This window comes from Streptomyces sp. CNQ329, assembly GCF_000482585.1.
In genome coordinates, this window is record NZ_AXVU01000005.1 from 63,805 (window position 1) to 82,740 (window position 18,936).

General features: G+C 73.5%; 17 protein-coding genes. 5 read left to right on the forward strand and 12 right to left on the reverse strand.

Translation table 11 applies throughout. From position 1 onward, the window contains the following. Window positions 1-86: 86 nt before the first annotated feature. From I003_RS0104245 to I003_RS0104270, 6 genes are all read right to left on the reverse strand, one after another. Window positions 87-1,214, reverse strand: a complete 1,128-nt coding sequence (locus I003_RS0104245; protein WP_027770367.1) for a glycerate kinase family protein — start codon at window positions 1,212-1,214, stop codon at window positions 87-89. 155 nt (window positions 1,215-1,369) lie between these two features. Next, window positions 1,370-1,855 carry a methylated-DNA--[protein]-cysteine S-methyltransferase gene (locus tag I003_RS0104250; protein WP_027770368.1) on the reverse strand — a complete coding sequence of 162 codons (486 nt, stop codon included), beginning with the start codon at window positions 1,853-1,855 and terminating at the stop codon, window positions 1,370-1,372. 5 nt (window positions 1,856-1,860) lie between these two features. Further along, window positions 1,861-3,360 (reverse strand): AlkA N-terminal domain-containing protein, encoded by a 1,500-nt coding sequence (locus I003_RS0104255; RefSeq protein WP_027770369.1) that lies wholly within the window; start codon window positions 3,358-3,360, stop codon window positions 1,861-1,863. A gap of 98 nt (window positions 3,361-3,458) precedes the next feature. Continuing rightward, a complete protein-coding gene (locus I003_RS0104260; protein WP_027770370.1) occupies window positions 3,459-4,874 on the reverse strand; it encodes a phytoene desaturase family protein in 1,416 nt (471 codons plus the stop codon). An 88-nt stretch (window positions 4,875-4,962) separates the two neighbouring features. Further along, window positions 4,963-5,823 (reverse strand): inositol monophosphatase family protein, encoded by an 861-nt coding sequence (locus I003_RS0104265; RefSeq protein WP_027770371.1) that lies wholly within the window; start codon window positions 5,821-5,823, stop codon window positions 4,963-4,965. Between the two features lie 267 nt (window positions 5,824-6,090). Next, on the reverse strand, window positions 6,091-6,822 hold the full coding sequence (locus I003_RS0104270; protein ID WP_199784231.1) for a TRADD-N-associated membrane domain-containing protein: 732 nt from the start codon (window positions 6,820-6,822) through the stop codon (window positions 6,091-6,093). A gap of 209 nt (window positions 6,823-7,031) precedes the next feature. Here I003_RS0104270 and I003_RS0104275 point away from each other — a divergent pair, with 209 nt between their 5' ends. The 3 genes from I003_RS0104275 to I003_RS0104285 all read left to right on the forward strand — a co-directional run bounded on the left by I003_RS0104275 (window position 7,032) and on the right by I003_RS0104285 (window position 8,927). Then, window positions 7,032-7,868 (forward strand): Scr1 family TA system antitoxin-like transcriptional regulator, encoded by an 837-nt coding sequence (locus I003_RS0104275; RefSeq protein ID WP_027770373.1) that lies wholly within the window; start codon window positions 7,032-7,034, stop codon window positions 7,866-7,868. Then, a complete protein-coding gene (locus I003_RS0104280; protein WP_027770374.1) occupies window positions 7,865-8,089 on the forward strand; it encodes a DUF397 domain-containing protein in 225 nt (74 codons plus the stop codon). The genes I003_RS0104275 and I003_RS0104280 overlap by 4 nt, the downstream gene beginning before the upstream one ends. Window positions 8,090-8,183: 94 nt before the next feature. Continuing rightward, a complete protein-coding gene (locus tag I003_RS0104285) occupies window positions 8,184-8,927 on the forward strand; it encodes a Sir2 family NAD-dependent protein deacetylase (protein WP_027770375.1) in 744 nt (247 codons plus the stop codon). On the opposite strand, the gene I003_RS0104290 is transcribed toward I003_RS0104285, so the two are convergent. The 6 genes from I003_RS0104290 to I003_RS0104315 form a co-directional block, all read right to left on the reverse strand. Next, window positions 8,890-10,455 carry an NCS1 family nucleobase:cation symporter-1 gene (locus I003_RS0104290; RefSeq protein ID WP_027770376.1) on the reverse strand — a complete coding sequence of 522 codons (1,566 nt, stop codon included), beginning with the start codon at window positions 10,453-10,455 and terminating at the stop codon, window positions 8,890-8,892. The genes I003_RS0104285 and I003_RS0104290 overlap by 38 nt on opposite strands. A gap of 9 nt (window positions 10,456-10,464) precedes the next feature. Continuing rightward, window positions 10,465-11,484, reverse strand: coding sequence for a TIGR03842 family LLM class F420-dependent oxidoreductase (locus tag I003_RS0104295; protein WP_027770377.1), 1,020 nt, complete (start codon window positions 11,482-11,484; stop codon window positions 10,465-10,467). A 50-nt stretch (window positions 11,485-11,534) separates the two neighbouring features. Continuing rightward, window positions 11,535-12,935 carry a dihydropyrimidinase gene (gene hydA, locus I003_RS0104300; RefSeq protein ID WP_027770378.1) on the reverse strand — a complete coding sequence of 467 codons (1,401 nt, stop codon included), beginning with the start codon at window positions 12,933-12,935 and terminating at the stop codon, window positions 11,535-11,537. A gap of 430 nt (window positions 12,936-13,365) precedes the next feature. Continuing rightward, the gene (locus I003_RS0104305) at window positions 13,366-14,592 is read right to left on the reverse strand and encodes a class-III pyridoxal-phosphate-dependent aminotransferase (RefSeq protein WP_051368095.1); all 1,227 of its coding nucleotides are present in this window, start codon (window positions 14,590-14,592) and stop codon (window positions 13,366-13,368) included. Between the two features lie 68 nt (window positions 14,593-14,660). Next, window positions 14,661-15,503, reverse strand: coding sequence for a nitrilase-related carbon-nitrogen hydrolase (locus I003_RS0104310; RefSeq protein WP_027770380.1), 843 nt, complete (start codon window positions 15,501-15,503; stop codon window positions 14,661-14,663). A 129-nt stretch (window positions 15,504-15,632) separates the two neighbouring features. Continuing rightward, window positions 15,633-17,189, reverse strand: a complete 1,557-nt coding sequence (locus I003_RS0104315) for a hypothetical protein (RefSeq protein ID WP_486584081.1) — start codon at window positions 17,187-17,189, stop codon at window positions 15,633-15,635. Between the two features lie 122 nt (window positions 17,190-17,311). On the opposite strand from I003_RS0104315, the gene I003_RS0104320 reads away from it, so the two are divergent. Continuing rightward, window positions 17,312-18,055, forward strand: a complete 744-nt coding sequence (locus I003_RS0104320; RefSeq protein ID WP_027770382.1) for a hypothetical protein — start codon at window positions 17,312-17,314, stop codon at window positions 18,053-18,055. A gap of 133 nt (window positions 18,056-18,188) precedes the next feature. Then, entirely contained in the window at window positions 18,189-18,935 is a 747-nt protein-coding gene (locus I003_RS0104325; RefSeq protein WP_027770383.1) for a GntR family transcriptional regulator, read from the forward strand. Window position 18,936: the final 1 nt, after the last annotated feature.

The window sequence follows — 18,936 nt, forward strand, 5'->3', positions numbered from 1 at the left end:
GGACGCGACGGCGTTTCCGGCTCCGGCGGTCCCGGGGCGCCTCCGGGCGGCCGGAGCCGGCGGCCGGGGTGTGCGTCACCTTCCCGTCACACGTAGTCGCGGGCCAGGGTCTCGGCCACCGACTCCAGCAACGGCCCCGCCTCCCGCATCGAACGCGCCACGTCCGGTTCCACCGCGGACAGCGGATACGCCCGCTCGATCCCCGCCGACCGCAGCGCGGCCTCGTCGATGGACAGCCCGCCGCACACCGCCACCACCCGCTTCCCCGCCGTCCGGGCCGCCGCCGCCACGCCCGCCGGTGCCTTGCCGTGCAGCGTCTGCCGGTCCAGCGACCCCTCCCCCGTGATCACCAGATCCGCCCGTGCGAGCGCCTCGTCGAAGCCGAGGACGTCGAGCAGCACCTCGATCCCGGGCCGGAAGACCGCGCCGAGGCCGAGGAGCGCCCCGTAGCCGATGCCTCCCGCCGCTCCCGCGCCCGGCCGCAGTGCCAGCTCGGCCGCCCGCGGCCCCACGGCCTCCTCCAGCACCCGCACGTAGTGCGCAAGCGCCGCGTCCAGCGCCTCGACGTCCGCCGCGGTCGCGCCCTTCTGCGGTCCGTAGACCGCCGGGGCTCCGGTCGGCCCGGTCAGCGGGTTGTCGACGTCGCTGGCGAGGATCAGTTCGACGGACGCGAACCGCGGGTCGATGCCGCTCAGGTCGGCGCGCGCAAGCCCCGCCAGTGGCCCGCCGCCCGGTCCGGCCGCCTTCCCCTCCGCGTCGACGAAGACCCCGCCGAGCGCGGCGAGCATGCCCGCGCCGCCGTCGGTGGTCGCGCTGCCGCCGACGCCGAAGACGAGGGTCCGCGCCCCGGCGTCGAGCGCCGCGCGCAGCAGTTCGCCGCTGCCGTACGTGGTGGCGGTACGCGGCGCGAAGTGGCCGGGGGGCAGCAGGTGCAGCCCGGACGCTTCGGCCATCTCGACGACGGCGGTACCCTCGCGCAGCGCGTACGCCGCGGTGACGGGTTCGCCGAGCGGCCCCGTGACCCGCGCCTCGCGGCGTTCGAAGCCGGCCGCCAGCGCCGCGGCCACCGTGCCGTCGCCGCCGTCCGCGACGGGCAGGGCCTCGACCGCGAGGCCGGGCGCGACCCTGCGCAGGCCGGCGGTCACCCGCTGGGCGACCTGTTCGGCGGTGAGAGAGCCCTTGAACTTGTCCGCCGCGATCAGCACCCGGGTCACTGCTGGCTGCGTCACATCTCGCCCCTTGCTCTGGTCCTGGTCACGCCGCTGCGACCCTATCGGGACGGTGCCGCCTTGCCCATTGCGTACGTCACCACGGCCGGACGGGCCCGGGGAGGGCGTCCGCCGTCCCCGGGCCCGTTCGGCGGCAGGGCTCAGCCCTTTCGCCGCTCCAGCGCGAGCAACTGCTTCTTGCGGTCGATCCCGCCCCCGTATCCTGTGAGGCTGCCGTTGGCGCCCACGACGCGGTGGCAGGGGACGATGATCCCGACGGGGTTGCGGCCGTTGGCCATGCCGACGGCACGGGAGGCGGCGGGGTTGCCGACGCGCTCGGCGAGTGCGCCGTAGGAGATCGTCTCGCCGTACGGGATCTGCCGCAGTTGTTCCCACACCCGCTGCTGGAACGGCGTGCCGGCCAGGTGGAGCGGCAGGTCGAAGTCGGTGCGTTCGCCGGCGAAGTACGCGGTGAGCTGCGCGGCGGTCACCGCGAACGGCGGGTCGGCGGGGTCAGCGGGGACGCCGAAGGTCTCCTCGGCGGGGCGGTGACGCTGGTCGGTCATGTAGAGCCCGGTGAGGTTGTCGTCCTCGGCGACGAGGGTGAGGGGTCCTACGGGACTGTCGACGGTGGTGTGCGTACGCATGTCCTTCACTCCGTGGGCATCAGGTTGATCGGGTGGTCGCCGGCGGGCGGCGCCGCCCAGAGGTACTGCACGGCGTACGCCCGCCAGGGCCGCCAGGCGGCGGAGTGGCGGACGAGGGCCGCGGGGCTGCCGGGCAGGCCGAGTCCGGCGGCGGCCTTGCGCACGCCGAGGTCGGTGGCCGGGAAGGCGTCGGGGTCGCCGAGGGCGCGCATGGCGACGACCTCGACGGTCCAGGGGCCGATGCCGGGCAGTTCGGCGAGCTGCCGGCGGGCCTGTTCCCAGTCGCTGCCGCCGCCGAGGTCGAGGTCGCCGGCGGCGAGGGCGGCGACGAGCGCGGTGAGGGTGGTGCGCCGGCTCCGGGGCATGGCCAGGTGGCCCGGGTCGAGTCCGGCGAGGGCGGCGGGCTCGGGGAAGAGGTGGGTGAGGCCGCCTTCGGTGTCCTCGATCCGTGTTCCGTAGGCGGTCACCAGCCGTCCCGCGTGGGTGCGGGCCGCGGCGGTGGAGACCTGCTGGCCGAGCACGGCCCGTACGGCGAATTCGGCGCCGTCCGTGGTGCGCGGCACCCGCCGTCCGGGTGCCTTGGCGATCAGCTCGGCGAGCTGGGGGTCGCGGGTGAGCTGCTCGTCGACGGCGACGGGGTCGGCGTCGAGGTCGAGCAGCCGGCGGCAGCGGCTGATGGCGAGGGCGAGGTCGCGGTGGTCGGTGAGGGCCAGCCGGGCGGCGACGTAGTCGGGCCGGGGGGTGAGCGAGGCGATGCCTGGCCCGTACGGGAGCCGCAGCGTGCGCCGGTACGCGCCGCCGCGCCACTCCTCGACGCCGGGGACGGCGGTGGCGACGAGATGGCCGAAAAGGTTGTCGGGGGTGAGCGGCCGGCGGAACGGCAGCCGGAGGGTGATGACACCGGGGGTGGTGCCGCCGGTCCCGCCCGTGCCGGCGCGGCTGCGCGCGGCGCGGCGGCGCAGCTCGGTGGGCGCCAGCGCGAAGACCTCCTGGACGGTGTCGTTGAAGGTTCGGATGGAGGAGAAGCCGGCGGCGAAGGCGACGTCGGCCATGGGCAGCGCGGAGGTCTCGATGAGGACGCGCGCGGTCTGGGCGCGCTGGGCGCGGGCGAGCGCGAGCGGGCCGGCGCCGAGTTCGGCGCGGAGCTGGCGTTCGATCTGGCGGGTGCTGTAGCCGAGCCGGGCGGCGAGGCCGGCGACGCCGTCGCGGTCGACCACGCCGTCGGCGATGAGCCGCATGGCGCGGGCGGTGAGGTCGGCCCGGTGGTTCCACTCCGGGGAGCCGGGGCTGGTGTCGGGGCGGCACCGCTTGCAGGCGCGGAAGCCGGCCTGCTGGGCGGCGGCGGCGCTGGGGTAGAACCGCATGTTCTGCGGCTTGGGCGGGACGACGGGGCAACTGGGCCGGCAGTAGATGCCGGTGGTCAGCACCCCGGTGAAGAACCAGCCGTCGAAGCGGGCGTCCTTGGACTGGACGGCCCGTACGCAGCGCTCCGTGTCGGTGAACATGTCTCCAGCGTCGGGCACCGCGAGGGCGAAAGCTAGCGAGAATCCGACATCACGACGGGGCCGCGGCGCGCCTGTACCCGCCCGTCACCTGCCCGTCGTCAGCGGGACCGGGTCAGCGTGCGGAAGACCGCGCGGGCCGCGTTGTGCCCGCCCATCCCGTGCACGCCGGGCCCGGGGTACGTGGACGAGGAGCACAGGAAGACACGGGGGTGGACGGTGGCCCACGGCACCCGGGCGAGCCGGGGACGCATCAGGGTCTGCATGCCGGAGAACGCACCCGCCGCGATGTCGCCGCCGACGTAGTTGGCGTTGCGCGCGGCCAGTTGCGGCGGTCCGGCGGTGGCGCGGGCCAGCACGAGGTCGCGGAAGCCGGGCGCGAAGCGGTCGAGCTGCCGTTCGATGGCATCGGTGGCGTCGCCCTCCCAGCCGTTGGGCACGTGCCCGTAGACCCAGAGGGTGTGCTTGCCCTCGGGCGCGCGGGTGGGGTCGGCGATGGTGGGCTGGCAGGCGATGAGAAACGGCACGGAGGGCTGGACGCCGTGCACGGCGGCGTCGAGGGCCGCGCCGATCTCGCCCTCGGTGGGCCCGGCGTGCACCGTCAGGGCGCGCCGCGCCTCCTCGGAGGTCCACGGCATGGGCCCGTCCAGGGCGTAGTCGATCTTGAAGACGGAGGGCCCGTAGCGGAAGCCGTCGTAGGCGCCGCCGAGCCCGGCGATGCGTGCCAGCGCGGTCGGGGTGGTGTCGAAGACGTACGCGCGCGCCGGCGGCAGCTCGTCGAGCCGCTTGACCTCGATCCCGGTGTGGATCTCGCCGCCCAGCTCGCGCAGGTACGCCGCGAGCGCGTCCGAGATGGCCTGCGAGCCGCCGCGGGCGACCGGCCAGCCGACGGCGTGGCCGGCGAGCGCGAAGGCCAGCGCCATGGCCGCGGTGATCGGCGTGTGCAGCGGGGCGATGGCGTGGGCGGCGAGGCCCGCCAGCATGCCGCGGGCGCGCTCGCCCTGGAAGCGGCGGTTCAGCAGCGACACGGGCATGGCGAGCTGGCCGAGCCGCAGGAGGGTGACGGGGTCACGGGGCACGGAGCGCAGCGAGGCGGTGAAGAAGTCCCACGACAGCGTCTCCCACTTCCCGAGGAACGGCTCGACGAGCCGCCGGTAGACGCCGGCGTCGCGGGTGCCGAGCGAGGTCGCGGTCTCGCCCACGGAGCGGGAGAGCACGGCCGCGGAGCCGTCGGGGAACGGGTGTGCCATGGGCAGTTCGCTGTGCACCCAGGCCAAGCCGTGCTCGGCCAGCGGGAGTTCGCGGAAGACCGGGGAGCCGATGCCGAAGGGGTGGGCGGCGGAGCAGGGGTCGTGCCTGAAGCCCGGCAGGGTCAGCTCGGCGGTGCTCGCCCCGCCGCCGATGGAGTCGCGGGCCTCGAAGACCTCGACCGTGAAGCCGCGTCGGGCGAGTTCGACGGCGGCGGTCAGCCCGTTGGGCCCCGCGCCTACGACCACCACGTCGACCAGCGTCGTCATCCGCCTCGCCACTCCCGTCGTCGCTGGCTGGGGTCAGGGCTCTTCTGATGGAACGTCCCGGCCGGCCCGATCCGGCAGAGCGCCCACCCTAGGGTCCCGCCCCGGGTACGCCCCGGCCCGGTCCGGCCAGCAGGGCCAGGATATGCCGCGCGGTTTCCGCGTCCCGCGCCGCGGTGAACGGAAGGGCGTTGCCGCCGGTCACGCGGAACGGCTCCCCCGCGACCGTGCCGCTGGCGCCGCCCGCCTCGGCGACGAGCAGCAGGCCGGCGGCGTGATCCCAGGGCTTCTCCCAGGAGAAGGCGACGGCGTCGATCTCGCCGCGGGCCACGGACAGGTAGTCGTGGCCGGCGGAGCCGCAGGGCCGGGCCCGTACACCGGGGACGTCGAGCCGGGCGAGGGCGCGCTTCTCGGCCTCGGTGGTGAAGTCGTGATGGGAGACGGCGACCTGCAGCTCGTGGCCCGGGTCGGGCACACCGGTGTGCAGTTCCTCGCCGCCGACGAGGTGCGCGCCGCCGGCGCGGCGGGCGACGGCCATGATGTCCTTCGCCGGCAGGTACGTCCAGGAGGCCAGCACCTCGCCGCGGTGGGCGAGGGCGACGAGCATGCAGAAGCCGGGCTCCCCGTGGACGAACTGCCGGGTGCCGTCGACGGGGTCCACGATCCACACCGGCGCCTCACCGCGGAGCGCGGCGAGCCGGCCGGGGTCGGCGTGCGTCCCCTCCTCGCCGACGAGCACCGAGCCGGGCAGCAGCGCGGTCAGGCTGCGCTCCAGGTGCAGCTCCGCCTGCTGGTCGGCGACGGTGACCAGGTCGTGGGGACCGTCCTTCTGCACGATCTCGTCGGCGCCGAGCTGCCGGAAGCGGGGCATGACCTCCTCGGCCGCGGCCTTGCGCAGGGCGTCCTCGACCCGGTCGAGGGCGTCGGCGGAGGCCACGAAATCGTCGATCATATGTCCATCGAACCATGCGGTGGCCCCGGACGCGGCATGCGGCGCCGAGGCACCCCGCTGAGATGGCCGGTTCACCGACCGCGGACCAGCTTGCAGCGTTGCGGAGTCGCACGACGGGTGCGAACGGCGCCATCCGCCGGGCAGCAGCGTGTCATGGCCGTCTGCCCGCGGCGGGTCCGGGCGATAAGGGCCCGGGGCCGGCCTTGGCCGGCCTCCGCCAGGGCCGGACAGGTAGCGCACGCCGGCCGAGGGCGTTCGATGGGCGGGTCAGCGCGTGGCGTCGTCACCCGGTTCGATCTCTTCGGGTGGGCCTGTCGCCTGTTCGGGCAGGAGTCGGTCGACCATGATCTCCGGGCTCGGCTGCATGTCCAATGACTTCATCGCCGCCGCAGCATTGAGGCGGTCACGCGCCGAGGGGTCGTCGATTCGGTCGATCAGAGTGGTGGCGGTTTCCAGCTTATGATCCAGCTCGATCTTCTCGTCGATGCGGTCGGCCTGCTCCGTGACGTGAGCACGCGCGCGCCTTGCGTGCACTGACAGTGCGCCTCCGCCGACCGTGATCAGCGCACCGGTCAGACTGGTGACCAGGGGCAGGTAGCTGAGATCAGAACGTCCCGCGTGCACCAGCGCGAGGACCCCGCCGGTGAGGATCACAGCCGCGCCACCGGTCATGAACCAGACGCTGAGCCGAAAGGTCCATTCGGCTTGCCGCAGGGAATGCTTCAGGAAGTCGAAGTAGAAGCTCTGCCGCTGCGCGGCGAGGGGCGCGGGCGACGGGGAATCCGGCCGCGTGCCCGGTCCCGACGTCTGCGGGTATCCATATGACCCGATGTAGACGCTGCCGCCATCCCCTACGGCGATCGACCCGCCGGCCACGGATCCGATGCTCGGTCCGGATGACTCCTGCGGCGCCTCCGGGCCGTTGTCCCGGGTAACCGGCTCACTGCCGCGAGAGTCGTCCCCTTGCGCCTCGGGGCGGTCGCTCTGATTGGCCGTCACACCGACCCCCGGTACCTCTGCTTTGACGATCCGTCAGCCTTTCTCCAGCGTAGCGCCAGAGCAGTTGTCACGCACCGCTCACGACTCGTCCGGTTACGGCATAGGCCCCGACCCGCACCGCAGTGACTCTATGTAGTTGTTCGATTTCTTACCGTGCTCACATCGGCTAGTCTCGATCCGTCCGCACCATGGGCCCAGGGGGTAATGTCGTGCCACAACCACCACGTGAACTGACTCCGTTCCGCTCGAACAGGGACTTCTACGGAGCCGAGCTACGTCGTCTGCGCACCGAAGCCGGCCTGGCCCTCGAGGGGTTGGCTGCGCAGGTCCCGGTCAGCCGCGCCCACCTCCACCGAATCGAGACGGCGCAGGTGCTGCCGACGCCCGGACTCTCGAAGTCGCTGGACGAGTTCTTCGACACCGGCGGGCACTTCTCCCGGCTGGACGAGCTGGTGCATCAATCGCTGGAAATCCACCCCACGCAGTTCCGGCGCCGGATGGAGCTGGAGCGCCGGGCGCGCCTCATCCGCGAGTACGCGGGGGCGCTCGTGCCGGGCCTGCTGCAGACCGCCGCCTACGCCCGGGCGCTCTTCCGCGCCAGCAACCCGGACGACACACCCGAGGAGATCGAGGGCAGGGTGACGGCCCGGCTGAAACGCCAGGAGCTGCTGCACGCCACCGCCCCGCCCGACTACGCGTGCGTCATCGACGAGGCGGTGCTGGTCCGGCCGGTCGGCGGAGCGGCGGTGATGCGGGAGCAACTGGCCCGGCTCACCGACGCGGTGGACACCCCGTTCACCACCGTTCAACTGCTCCCCGGCGCGCACGGGGAGCACGCCCTGATGGGCGGCGGGCTCACACTGCTGACCCTCGACACCGGCCTCGCGGTCGCCTACGAGGAAGGCATCGAGATCGGAACGCTGCTGGAGGGCCCGGCAGGCGTCACCGCACGCCAGCGGGCATACGATCTGGTGAGGTCCTACGCGCTGTCTCCCCAGGAGACGGCGGAGTTCATCCGATCGGCGATGGAGGAACTGCCGAAATGAACACCACCCCTGACCTCTCCCGCGCGGAGTGGGTCAAGTCCAGCTACAGCAACGGCGCGGGGGGCAATTGCGTCGAGTGGGCACCGGCCACCGCGGCCGCCACCGGCACCGTTCCCGTCCGCGACAGCAAGGACCCGCAGGGACCCGCGCTCGTCTTCCCGGCGGACGCCTGGAGTTCGTTCGTGGATGCGGTCAAGTTCGGCGAGCTGCCGGGCGCCTGACAGGGCACGGCACCACTGCGACGGCGGCATCTCCCACTCCGGAGGCGCCGCCGTCACGTCCGCGGGCAACGTGCGCGCGCCGTACCCTGTGCGCATGTCCGAGGCGACGGAGGGTGAGGGGCGGCGCCCGCTGGTGGCGATCCTCAGCGGCGCCGGGATCTCCACGGACTCCGGCATCCCCGACTACCGGGGGCCGAACGGGGTCTGGCGGCGGGATCCGGAGGCGCAGAGGCTCGTCACGTACGACGACTACATGGCCGACCCGGAGGTCCGGCGCCGCTCCTGGCTCGTGCGCCGGGAGGCCGCCGGCCGCGACCCCCGCCCCAACGCCGCGCACAGGGCCGTCGCCGAACTGGCCCGCGCGGGGACGCCGGTGCGGGTCGTCACGCAGAACGTCGACGGGCTGCACCAGCTCGCGGGGCTGCCCGCCCGCAAGGTGCTGGAGCTGCACGGCTCGTCCCGTACGGCGGTGTGCACGGCCTGCCCGTGGCGGGGGCCGATGGCGGAGACGCTGCGGCGGGTGGCGGCCGGTGAGCCGGACCCGCCGTGCCGGGAGTGCGGCGGGATCCTGAAGTCGGCGACGGTGATGTTCGGCCAGCGGCTCGACCCGGAGGTCCTGGCCACGGCGGTGGCGGTGGCCGAGGCGGCGGAGGTCTTCCTTGCGGTGGGCACCAGCCTGCAGGTGCAGCCTGCGGCGTCGCTGGTGGGGCGGGCCGCGGCGGCGGGGGCCCGGCTCGTCGTCGTCAACGCCGAGCCCACGCCGTACGACCACCTCGCGGCCGAGGTGGTCCGCGAGCCGATCAGCGAGGCGCTGCCGCCCCTGCTGGCCCGGCTGTGACCGCCTTGCCGCGCGTCCCCGCCATCAGCGCCGTGTACAGGATCAGCGACGTCCCGAGGCCCACCGCCCAGCCGTAGTCCGCCAGGGGCTTCAGGAAGGGGATCAGGCCGTCCTCGGGGTACGGGCCCGAGGCGCCCGCGTCCGTGTGGGAGCCGCCGACGGCCAGCAGGCCGCCGACCGTGAAGGCCAGGACGCCGCGCCAGTTCCAGCCGCCCGCGTACCAGTACGCGCCGTCGCGGCGGTACAGGTCGGGCAGCGCGAGTGCGGTGCGTCGGACGAGCCAGTAGTCGGCGATCAGGACGCCGGCGACCGCGCCGAGCAGGCCGCCGTAGGTGCCGAGCCAGACGAAGATGTAGATGTCCGGGTTGGCGATCAGCTCCCAGGGGAACATCAGCATGCCCGCGGTGCAGGCGATCAGCGATCCGGTGCGGAAGCTGATGGCCTTCGGCGCCAGGTTGGACAGGTCGTACGCCGGACTGACCAGGTTGGCCGCGACGTTCGTCGTCAGGGTGGCGAGCAGGATGACGAACAGGGCGAAGGCGACGCCCAGTTTGGTGTCCATGCGCGCGGCCAGCTCCGCCGGCTCCCAGACGGGCTTGCCGTAGACCGCCTGCGAGCCCGAGGTGACCAGCACGGACAGCAGCGCGAACGCGGCCATCGTGGTGGGCAGTCCGAGGGACTGGCCCCAGATCTGCGCGCGCTGCCCGGCGCCGAAGCGGGTGAAGTCCGGGATGTTCAGCGACAGCGTCGACCAGAAGCCGATCATGCCCATGAGGGCGGGGAAGAACACCTTCCAGAACTCGGTGCCCCAGCCCAGCTCGGACGGCTCGTCGAGCAGCGGGCCGAAGCCGCCGGCCTGGTCGGCGATCCAGATGAGCAGGGCGACCGCGCCCGCGAGCATCAGCGGTGCGGCCCAGTTCTCCAGCTTCTTCACCCCCTCCATGCCGAAGAGGATGATGCCGACCTCGACCAGCCAGAACAGCACGAAGCACAGCCACTGCGGCCACGGATAGCCGCCCCACGAGCCGGCCTCGACCCACCAGCTCCCGGCCCCGCTGATCTTCCCGGCCAGGAAGTAGATCGCCTGGCCGCCGATCCACGTCTGGATGCCGAACCAGGCGCAGGCGACGACGCCGCGCAGCAGCGCCGGCAGGTTGGCGCCGACCACGCCGAACGACGAGCGGGCCAGGACGGGGAAGGGTATCCCGTACTTCGGTCCCGCGTGGCCGGTCAGCAGCATCGGCAGCAGCACGATGACGTTCGCCAGGGCGATGGTGAGGACGGCCTGCTTCCAGTCCATGCCCAGCGCGATGAGGCCGGCGGCGAGCGTCCAGGTCGGCACGTTGACCGCCATGCCGATCCACAGCGCGGCGAAGTTGTACGTGGTCCAGGTCCGCCGCGCGGCCGGGACGGGGAGCAGGTCGCCGTTGGCGTAGCGGCTTCCGGCCAGGTCGTCGGAGGGTGCGAGCTCCACCCTGCCGTCGGCCGGCTCCGGCGGGTAGGGCGGTGACGCGGCGTCGGCAACCATGGTTCCCCCTCAGGCCAGCGCCGGGATGACGGACTTCCCGTACGCGTCGATGGTGGACTCCTTCGCGTCGTGCATCGCGTAGATCGCGAACTGGTGCACGCCCAGCTCCCGCAGCCGGCGCAGCTTCTCCAGGTGCGCCTCGACCGGGCCCAGGATGCAGAAGCGGTCCACGATGTCGTCGGGTACGAAGTCGGTGGACGGGTTTCCGGCGCGGCCGTGGTGGGAGTAGTCGTAGCCCTGGCGCTGCTTGACGTACGCCGTCAGCGCCTCGGGGACGACGTCGGAGTGCTCGCCGTAGCGGTCGACGAGGTCGGCGACGTGGTTGCCGACCATGCCGCCGAACCAGCGGCACTGCTCGCGCGCGTGCGCCAGCGCCTCGGGGGTGCCGTCCGTGACGTAGGCGGGGGCGGCGACGCAGATCGTCAGGTCGTCCGGGTCGCGGCCGGCCTGGGCGGCGGCGGTGCGGACGGCCTTGACCATGAACTCGGTGAGGTAGACGTCGGAGAGTTGCAGGATGAAGCCGTCCGCGACCTGCCCGGCGAGTGCCAGCGCCTTCGGCCCGTACGCCGCCATCCACACCGGCAACCGCCCGTTCTCGACCCACGGCAGCGACAGCGTCGTGCCGGACTCGCGGTCGATGAGGGCCTCGCGGCCCTCGGCGAGGTCGCGGATGGCGCCGATGGCGTCGCCGAGGCGGGCCAGGGTGTTCGGCGGGCGGCCGGCGACGCGCATGGCGGAGTCGCCGCGGCCGATGCCGCAGACGGTGCGGTTGCCGTACATCTCGTTGAGGGTGGCGAAGGTGGAGGCCGTGACCTCCCAGGCGCGGGTGCCGGGGTTGGTGACCATGGGACCGACGATCAGCCGGTCGGTGTGCTCCAGGATGCGGCTGTAGATGACGTAGGGCTCCTGCCACAGCACGGTGGAGTCGAACGTCCAGCCGTAGCGGAAGCCGTTGTGCTCGGCGCGGCGCATGAGGCCGACGACGGCGGATGCGGGCGGGTCGGTCTGCAGCACGAGTCCGAAATCCACTTCGGCCCCCTTTGGGAACGATGCCGGAGGTGTGGGTCTGGTGGCTGGTTCTACAGGAACTGGCAGGTACCGCGCGGGATGTACTGGCCGTGTCCCGCGTGGCCGGTGAACTCCCGCCCGTCGAGGACGGTCTCGCCGCGGGAGAGCACGGTCTCGACCCGGCCGGTGATCTCCCTGCCCTCGTACGCCGAGTAGTCGACGTTCATGTGGTGCGTGGCGGCGGAGAGCGTCTGGCGGGCGGCGGGGTCGTAGATGACGATGTCGGCGTCGGAGCCGGGGGCGATGGTGCCCTTGCGGGGGTAGAGGCCGAACATCCGCGCGGGGGTGGCGCAGGCGATGTCGATCCAGCGGCGGCGGGTGAGGTGCCCGTCGAGCACCGCCTGGTGGAGGAGATCCATCCGGTTCTCCACGCCCGGCAGGCCGTTGGGGATCTTGGAGAAGTCGCCGCGGCCCAGCTCCTTCTGGTCGGCGAAGCAGAAGGGGCAGTGGTCGGTGGAGACCACCTGGAGGTCGTCGGTGCGCAGCCCGCGCCACAGGGCGGCCTGGTGCTCGCGGGGGCGCAGCGGTGTGGAGCAGACGTACTTGGCGCCCTCGAAGTCCGGCTCGGCGAGGTTGTCGGTGGACAGGAAGAGGTACTGCGGGCAGGTCTCGCCGAAGACGGGCAGGCCGGCGTCGCGAGCCTGCGCCAGCTCGGCGACGGCCTCCTCGGCGGAGACGTGCACGACGTACAGCGGGCTGCCGGCGACCCGGGCGAGCTGGATGGCGCGGTGCGTGGCCTCCGCCTCCAGCAGGACTTTGCGCACCTCGCCGTGGTAACGCGGGTCGGTCTTGCCGGCCTTGAGAGCCTGTTCGACGAGGACGTCGATGGCGATGCCGTTCTCGGCGTGCATCATGATCAGCCCGCCGTTGCCGGCGGCGCGCTGCATGGCGCGCAGGATCTGGCCGTCGTCGCTGTAGAAGACCCCGGGGTAGGCCATGAACAGCTTGAAGGAGGTCACGCCCTCCTCGACCAGGCCGTCCATCTCCTTCAGCGTGTGCTCGTTGACGTCGGAGAGGATCATGTGGAAGGCGTAGTCGATGCTGCACTGGGCGTCGGCCTTCGCGTGCCAGGCGTCCAGGCCCTCGCGCAGCGCGCTGCCCTGCTTCTGGACGGCGAAGTCCACGATGGTCGTCGTGCCGCCCCAGGCGGCGGCGCGGGTGCCCGTCTCGAAGGTGTCCGAGGCGAACGTGCCGCCGAACGGGAGCTCCATGTGGGTGTGGGCGTCCACCCCGCCCGGGATGACGTACTTGCCGGTGGCGTCGAGCACGACGGCCCCGGCGCGCCAGCCGGCGGCGGCGTCGCTGCCGTGCGCGGCGAGGGCGGTGACGCGGCCGTCCTCGACGAGCACGTCGGCGTGGATCTCGTCGGCGGCGGTGATGACCAGTCCGCCGGTGATGACTGTACGGCTCACGGCCTTGCTCCATTCCGGCGACGCGACGTCACCAGGGGTCTACACCCGTAGAGTCGAGCTGCGTGCGAAGACCGTAGAAGCATGGCACCGCGCTCGGCAATACCGCGGCAGCCACCCTTCTCGGCCGCGTGGCGCGGGCCGTGCGCGCGGTCGCGCGCGGAGCGCCGTATCCGTGGCCTATGCACGCCTTGTTCGTGACAGGAATGACGTCTGCCGGTACGCGTCCGGCATCCGTTCTTCGTGGACCGAAGCGGCTCCCCCACCTCCGCAACTCCCTGTACGCCGGCCGCACGACCGGCGGCGACGCCGCCGCCCTCCACAAACCCGCGGGCGGCCGGGGTCTGGTCGACGTACCGCCCACCCGTCACCCGCCGGGGCCGGCCGGGCGTCTTGAAGCGCCCGGCCGGTCTCCGTGCGTGCGAACTCCGCCTCAGCCGGTGGTCTCCGCGTCGGCGGCGTGCAGGGCGCGTTCGAGGACGGCCGCACCCTCCTCCGCCTCGGCGACCGTCAGCGACAGCGGCGGTGCGATGCGCAGCGTCTCGCCGGACTTGCCGCGGCCCACCAGCAGGCCGCCCGCGCGGGCGTGCTCCAGCACCGCCGCGGCGTGCCCCGGCGTGACCAGCTCGATGCCGATCATCAGGCCCCGGCCGCGTACCTCGCGGACCGAGGCGAGGCCCGCCGCGGCGGCCCGCAGCCGCTCGATGAGCAGGCCGCCGACGCGGCGGGCGTTGCCCTGCAGGTCGTGCTCCAGGAGATGGCCGAGGTTGGCCAGGCCCGCGGCCATGGTGACCGGGCTGCCGCCGAACGTGGACAGGGAGTTGGCGTCGAGGCAGTTCATGACCTCGGCGCGGGCGACGACGCCGCCGATGGAGGCGCCGTTGCCGATCCCCTTGGCGAAGGTGAGCATGTCCGGCGGGCCGTTGCCGGCGTGTGCCTGCCAGCCCCAGAAGTGGTCGCCGGTGCGGCCCCAGCCGGACTGCACCTCGTCGGTGATCCACAGGATGCCCTCCTCGGCGAGCACCTCGCGGAACGCGGCGTACAGGCCGTCGGGCGGGGAGGTGAAGCCGCCGACGCCCTGGATCGGTTCGGCGATGAGGGCGGCGACGCCGCGGGTCTGGGAGAGCATGTCCCGCAGGTCGGCGACGCAGGCGTCGATGAACGCGGCGTCGTCGAGGTGGGCGAAGGGGCCGCTGCCGCGGATGCCGCCGTGGACGTAGAGGGTCTGCAACGGGGAGAGGCTGGTGGGCGACCAGGAGCGGTTGCCGGTGATGCCGACGGCGGTGAACGAGCGGCCGTGGTAGCTGTTGCGCATGGCCAGCACCTGGTTGGAGCCGCGGTACCTGCTCGCCAGCAGCAGCGCGGTGTCGTTGGCCTCGGTGCCGGAGGAGGTGAAGAACACCCGGGCGTCCGGGATGCCGGACAACTGTGCGATGCGCTCGGCCAGGTCGACCATGGGCCGGTTGAGGTAGAGCGTGGAGGTGTGCAGGATGCGGCCGGCCTGCTCGGCGACCGCCTTCGTGACCTCCGGGAGGGCGTGGGCGGTCATCGTGGTGAGGATGCCGCCGAAGAAGTCGAGGTAGCGGTTGCCCTCGGCGTCCCAGACGTGGCGGCCCTCGCCGTGGGTGATCTCGATGGGCTCGGCGTAGTAGAGCGCCATCCAGTCCGGCAGGACGGCCCGGTGCCGGGCGAGCAGGTCGCGGTGTACGCCGCCGCCGTTCGCCGCGCTCACGGCTGCACCAGGTCCTCGTACGCGTCCGGGCGGCGGTCCCGGTAGAAGGCCCACTGCTGGCGGACCTCCTCGATCATGCCGAAGTCGAGGTCGCGCACCACGAGTTCCTCCTCCTTGTCGCTCGCGACGTCGCCGACGAACTGACCACGCGGGTCGACGAAGTAGCTGGTGCCGTAGAAGTCGTTGTCGCCGTACTCCTCGACGCCGACGCGGTTGATGGCGGCGATGAAGTACTCGTTGGCGACGGCCGCCGCGGGCTGCTCCAACTGCCACAGGTACGCGGACAGGCCGCGCGAGGTCGCCGAGGGGTTGTAGACGAGCTGGGCGCCGGCGAGGCCGAGGGCGCGCCAGCCCTCGGGGAAGTGCCGGTCGTAGCAGATGTAGACGCCGACCTTGCCGACGGCGGTGTCGAAGACCGGCCAGCCGGCGTTGCCCGGTTTGAAGTAGTACTTCTCCCAGAAGCCCTTGACCTGCGGAATGTGGTGCTTGCGGTACTTGCCGAGCACCGTACCGTCGGCGTCGATGACGACGGCGGTGTTGTAGTAGAAGCCCTCCTGCTCGACCTCGAAGACGGGGACCACCACGACCATGCCGGTCTCGCGGGCGAGCGCCTGCATGCGCACGACGGTGGGGCCGTCCGGCACGGGCTCGGCCCAGCGGTAGTGCTCGGGCTCCTGCACCTGGCAGAAGTAGGGGGCGTTGAAGACCTCCTGGAAGCCGATGATGCGGGCGCCGCGGGCGGCGGCGGCTCTCGCGTGCTCCTCGTGCTTCGCGATCATCGACTCGGTGTCGCCGGTCCACGTCGCCTGGACGAGTGCGGCGCGTACAACGTTGGCCATGGCTGCTCCTCGGACGGGACGCCGGAGGCTCTACGCACGTAGAACCCGGGGGCAGATGTCTGAACGTAAGGTGGCCGCGGGAGCGCTGGCAAGAGCGGCGCACCGAACGAGGGGGCGGGGAGTACCGGGTCAGGCGGAGTCGGGCGCACCGGGCAGGCCGGCGGAGCGCAGTGCGTGGGCGAGCCGGCGGTGGCGCTGGGCAGGCCCCCGGCCGGCGGCGCGCAGCAACTGGGGCACGAGCCGGCCGGGATCGGAGCCGGCCAGTTCGACGGCCTCGTCGCTGCTGCGGGCGGCGGCGAAGGCATCGAGAAGCTCCTCCGACTCCCGGTCGCGGCCGGCACGGTGGAGGGCGGAGAGGATCGCGGCCAGCTCGGGTACGGGCCGGGCGGCTGCGTGCCGGACGAGCTGCAGCGCCTCGCGGGTACGGCCGGCGGCGGCGAAGGCGTTCGCGGCCCCGGTCAGCCGTTCGGGGGGCAGCGCGGCGGCCTCCCACAGGAGGGTCGCCACCTCCGCGGTGCCGACGGTGCGCTCCAGCTCGGCGGCGAGGTCGGGCAGCGCCTCGGGCGGGCCCGCCGCGGCGACGCTGAGCCGGGCGTACGCCTCGCCGGTACGGCCCGCGTCGCGCAGGGCGGCCACGGTGGCGGCGGTCTCGCCGGCGAGCCGTTGCGCGGCTGCCCGCCGGGCGGCGGCGGCGCGTTCCGCCGCCGCGGCCTCCTTGCGGCGCCGCCCGGCCCCGCCGGCCCCGGCCCCGGTTCCGGCGAACCGGGCGCCGCGGGGCGCGGGCATCGCCGCCGGGGGCGCCGCGTCCGCGGGCCCGGCCGGCTCGCCGGCGCCGGAGGCCGGGAAGCGGGCGCCCCGGGGCACGGACGGCGCGGGAGACCCCGGCGGCGTTGACGTCGCGGACGGTACGGGCGCGCCGGCGCCGTCGGCGGGCGGGCCGGCGCCGGCGGGACCGGGCGGCGGCCCGGTGGCGTCGCCGGCGGGTCCGTCACCGCCCCCGGCGGCGCCCGGCGGCACGACCCCGTACGCCGCGCCCCCGTGTGCCTCATCGCCGGGTGCCGCACCCCCGTACGCGCCGCCCATGGCGGGCAGCACCGGCGGCGGCGCCGGCGCGGCTCCCGCGAACCGTGCGCCCCGGAGAGCCGCCGGGGGCGGCGGGTCGGGCTCTCCTGCGGCAGCCCGCCGGTCCAGTGCCTCGATCCGCTCGCGCAGTTCCGCGCAGCGGGCGGACGCGCGGGCCGCGTCGTCGCCCACCCAGGCAAGCTGCTCCTCCAGTTCCTGCGCCGTCCAGGGGTTCTGCTCCACCGCCAGCCGGGCGCGCAGCCGCCCGGCCTCGTCCTCCGCGGCGCGGTGCTCCGCGAGCCGGGCGCGGAGCACCGCAGTCAGGGCAGCGCGGTCGGGGCGGCGGGCGTCATGGGCCGCGACGGCGGCGCGGTGCAGGTCGCGGGCGCGCGCCAGCGCCGCGTCCGCCGCACGCCGGTCGCCGTACTCGGCCAGGTCGTCCAGCAGTGATCCGACGACGTCCCACGGGGGCACCGCGGTACCGTCCAGGCAGGCTCGCAGCCCGTCCGGATCGCCGCGGCGAAAGACTCCGTACCAGCCGGTCCCTTCGTCCAGCCATCCCGTGATCTGCCGTAAGAATCGTGCGAATTCCGCCATTTCCGGCGGCAGCGATTGTTCCGCCACGGCGGGCATTCGACACCCGCTTTATTTCGTCCGCGCTACGGGGGCTTTGCGGTCGCGGTAACCGGAACCCGATGGGCGGCGGCCTCGAACAACGATACGGACGACCGCTAGCATGCCCCGTCATGAGCGAACCGATCCTCGTCCTCGTCTCGGCCGCCGCCGGCCTCGTGGTCGGCGCCGCGCTCGGGTGGTACGCACGCGGCAGCCTCGGCGGGCGCCGGCAGCGGCGCCGGGAGCGCTTCTTCGGGCTGCCGCGCAACTCGGAGGCCCTGGTGGTGGTGAACCGGGACGCCGGCGGTGGGGACTGGAGCGTGGCCAAGCACGACGCGCTCGCCCTGCTGGAGCTGTCCGCGGTGATCAAGTCCTGCGGGGCGCACGCGCAGGTCGTCGCCCAGGACACCGCGCAGCAGGCGTTCGGTGACCGCACCGAGTTCTGCGTCGGAACCCCGATATCCAACCGCCGCATGGCCGCGCACATGCAGTCGCTGCTGCCGGGCGTACGGATCAACACCGACCCCGAGCCGGGCCCCGACCGCGGCGCGTTCGCGGTGGGCACGGAGCGCTACCGGCTGGAGAACGGGGTCAGCGAGCACGTGCTCCTCGCCCGGCTGGCCGCCGGCCAGGAGGCCAGACCGGTGTTCATCTCCTGCGGCCAGCGCTCCATCACCAACCAGGCCGCGATGCGCTACCTGGTGAAGAACGAGAGCCGGCTGAACCGGAAGTACGGCGGCAACTCCTTCGTCCTGCTGCTGAAGGTCGTCAACTCGCAGTCGTACGGACCCGATGTGGTGGAACTCGTCGGCGACGTGACCAAGCAGGCGCAGACGCCGCCCGCCCAGCCGGCGGCCAAGCACGGCAAGTCGTGACCCCGCCACACCGGGCCTGCGCGGGCCTCGGGGCGCGCCCGGTGGACACGGAGGGGCCCTCGCCGACCTAGGTACGCATTCGCTCCCTGAGTACCTAGCCTGTCGGGCGAGTTGCGGGAGAGGAGCCCCCGGTATGGGCGACGCCAAGCCGGTGTACCAGCGCATCGCCGACGATCTGCGCGAGCGGATCGACGGCGGCGAGCTGTCCGTGGGGGCGCAGATCCCCTCACGCTCCCAGCTCAAGCGGACCTACGCGGCGAGCGACCAGACGGTGGACCGGGCCGTGCGGGTGCTGAAGGCCGCCGGCTACGCCCAGGGGCAGTTCGGCCGCGGCGTGTTCGTCGCCGACCGCACCCCCGTGGGCAGCCTGCTGCGCAGCACGGGCGCGGTCGACTCCCCCTTCGCCGCCCGGCTGGTGCCCGACGGTGTGGCGCTGACATGGGAAGCGGTCTCCACGCCCGCCCCCGCACCGCGGGAGGCCGCGCGGCGGCTCGGGATCCCGGCGGGCGACCGGGTCATGTGCACGCAGTACGAGTACCTGGCCGACCGCAAACCGGTGCAGCTCGCCGTGAGCTGGGAGCCGCTGGTACTCACCGAGGGCACCGACGTCGTCTTCCCCGAGCGCGGCCCGTACGCCCGGCGCGGCGTGCGCGGCCGGTTCGCGGCGATCGGGATCCGGGTGATACGGGCCGCGGAGCTGGTCGGCTCGCGGTCGGCGACGACGGTGGAGGCCGAGGCGCTGGGCTGCGCGCCGGGGCAGTGCGTGACGACGGTGGAGCGGACGCACTACGACGAGCACGGCCGGGCGGTGGAGACCTCCGAGGCGGTGGTGCGCGCGGACCGCTGGCGGCTGGAGTACGACATCACGTTCACGGGCTGAC

Coding starts and splice junctions, on each gene's coding strand:
- I003_RS0104320 (WP_027770382.1), top strand. CDS start 17,312: ATGAGCGAACCGATCCTCGTCCTCGTCTCGGCCGCCGCCGGCCTCGTG.
- I003_RS0104280 (WP_027770374.1), top strand. CDS start 7,865: ATGAACACCACCCCTGACCTCTCCCGCGCGGAGTGGGTCAAGTCCAGC.
- I003_RS0104255 (WP_027770369.1), bottom strand. CDS start 3,360: ATGTTCACCGACACGGAGCGCTGCGTACGGGCCGTCCAGTCCAAGGAC.
- I003_RS0104260 (WP_027770370.1), bottom strand. CDS start 4,874: ATGACGACGCTGGTCGACGTGGTGGTCGTAGGCGCGGGGCCCAACGGG.
- I003_RS0104250 (WP_027770368.1), bottom strand. CDS start 1,855: ATGCGTACGCACACCACCGTCGACAGTCCCGTAGGACCCCTCACCCTC.
- I003_RS0104285 (WP_027770375.1), top strand. CDS start 8,184: ATGTCCGAGGCGACGGAGGGTGAGGGGCGGCGCCCGCTGGTGGCGATC.
- I003_RS0104325 (WP_027770383.1), top strand. CDS start 18,189: ATGGGCGACGCCAAGCCGGTGTACCAGCGCATCGCCGACGATCTGCGC.
- I003_RS0104290 (WP_027770376.1), bottom strand. CDS start 10,455: ATGGTTGCCGACGCCGCGTCACCGCCCTACCCGCCGGAGCCGGCCGAC.
- I003_RS0104305 (WP_051368095.1), bottom strand. CDS start 14,592: ATGGCGCTCTACTACGCCGAGCCCATCGAGATCACCCACGGCGAGGGC.
- I003_RS0104310 (WP_027770380.1), bottom strand. CDS start 15,503: ATGGCCAACGTTGTACGCGCCGCACTCGTCCAGGCGACGTGGACCGGC.
- I003_RS0104265 (WP_027770371.1), bottom strand. CDS start 5,823: ATGATCGACGATTTCGTGGCCTCCGCCGACGCCCTCGACCGGGTCGAG.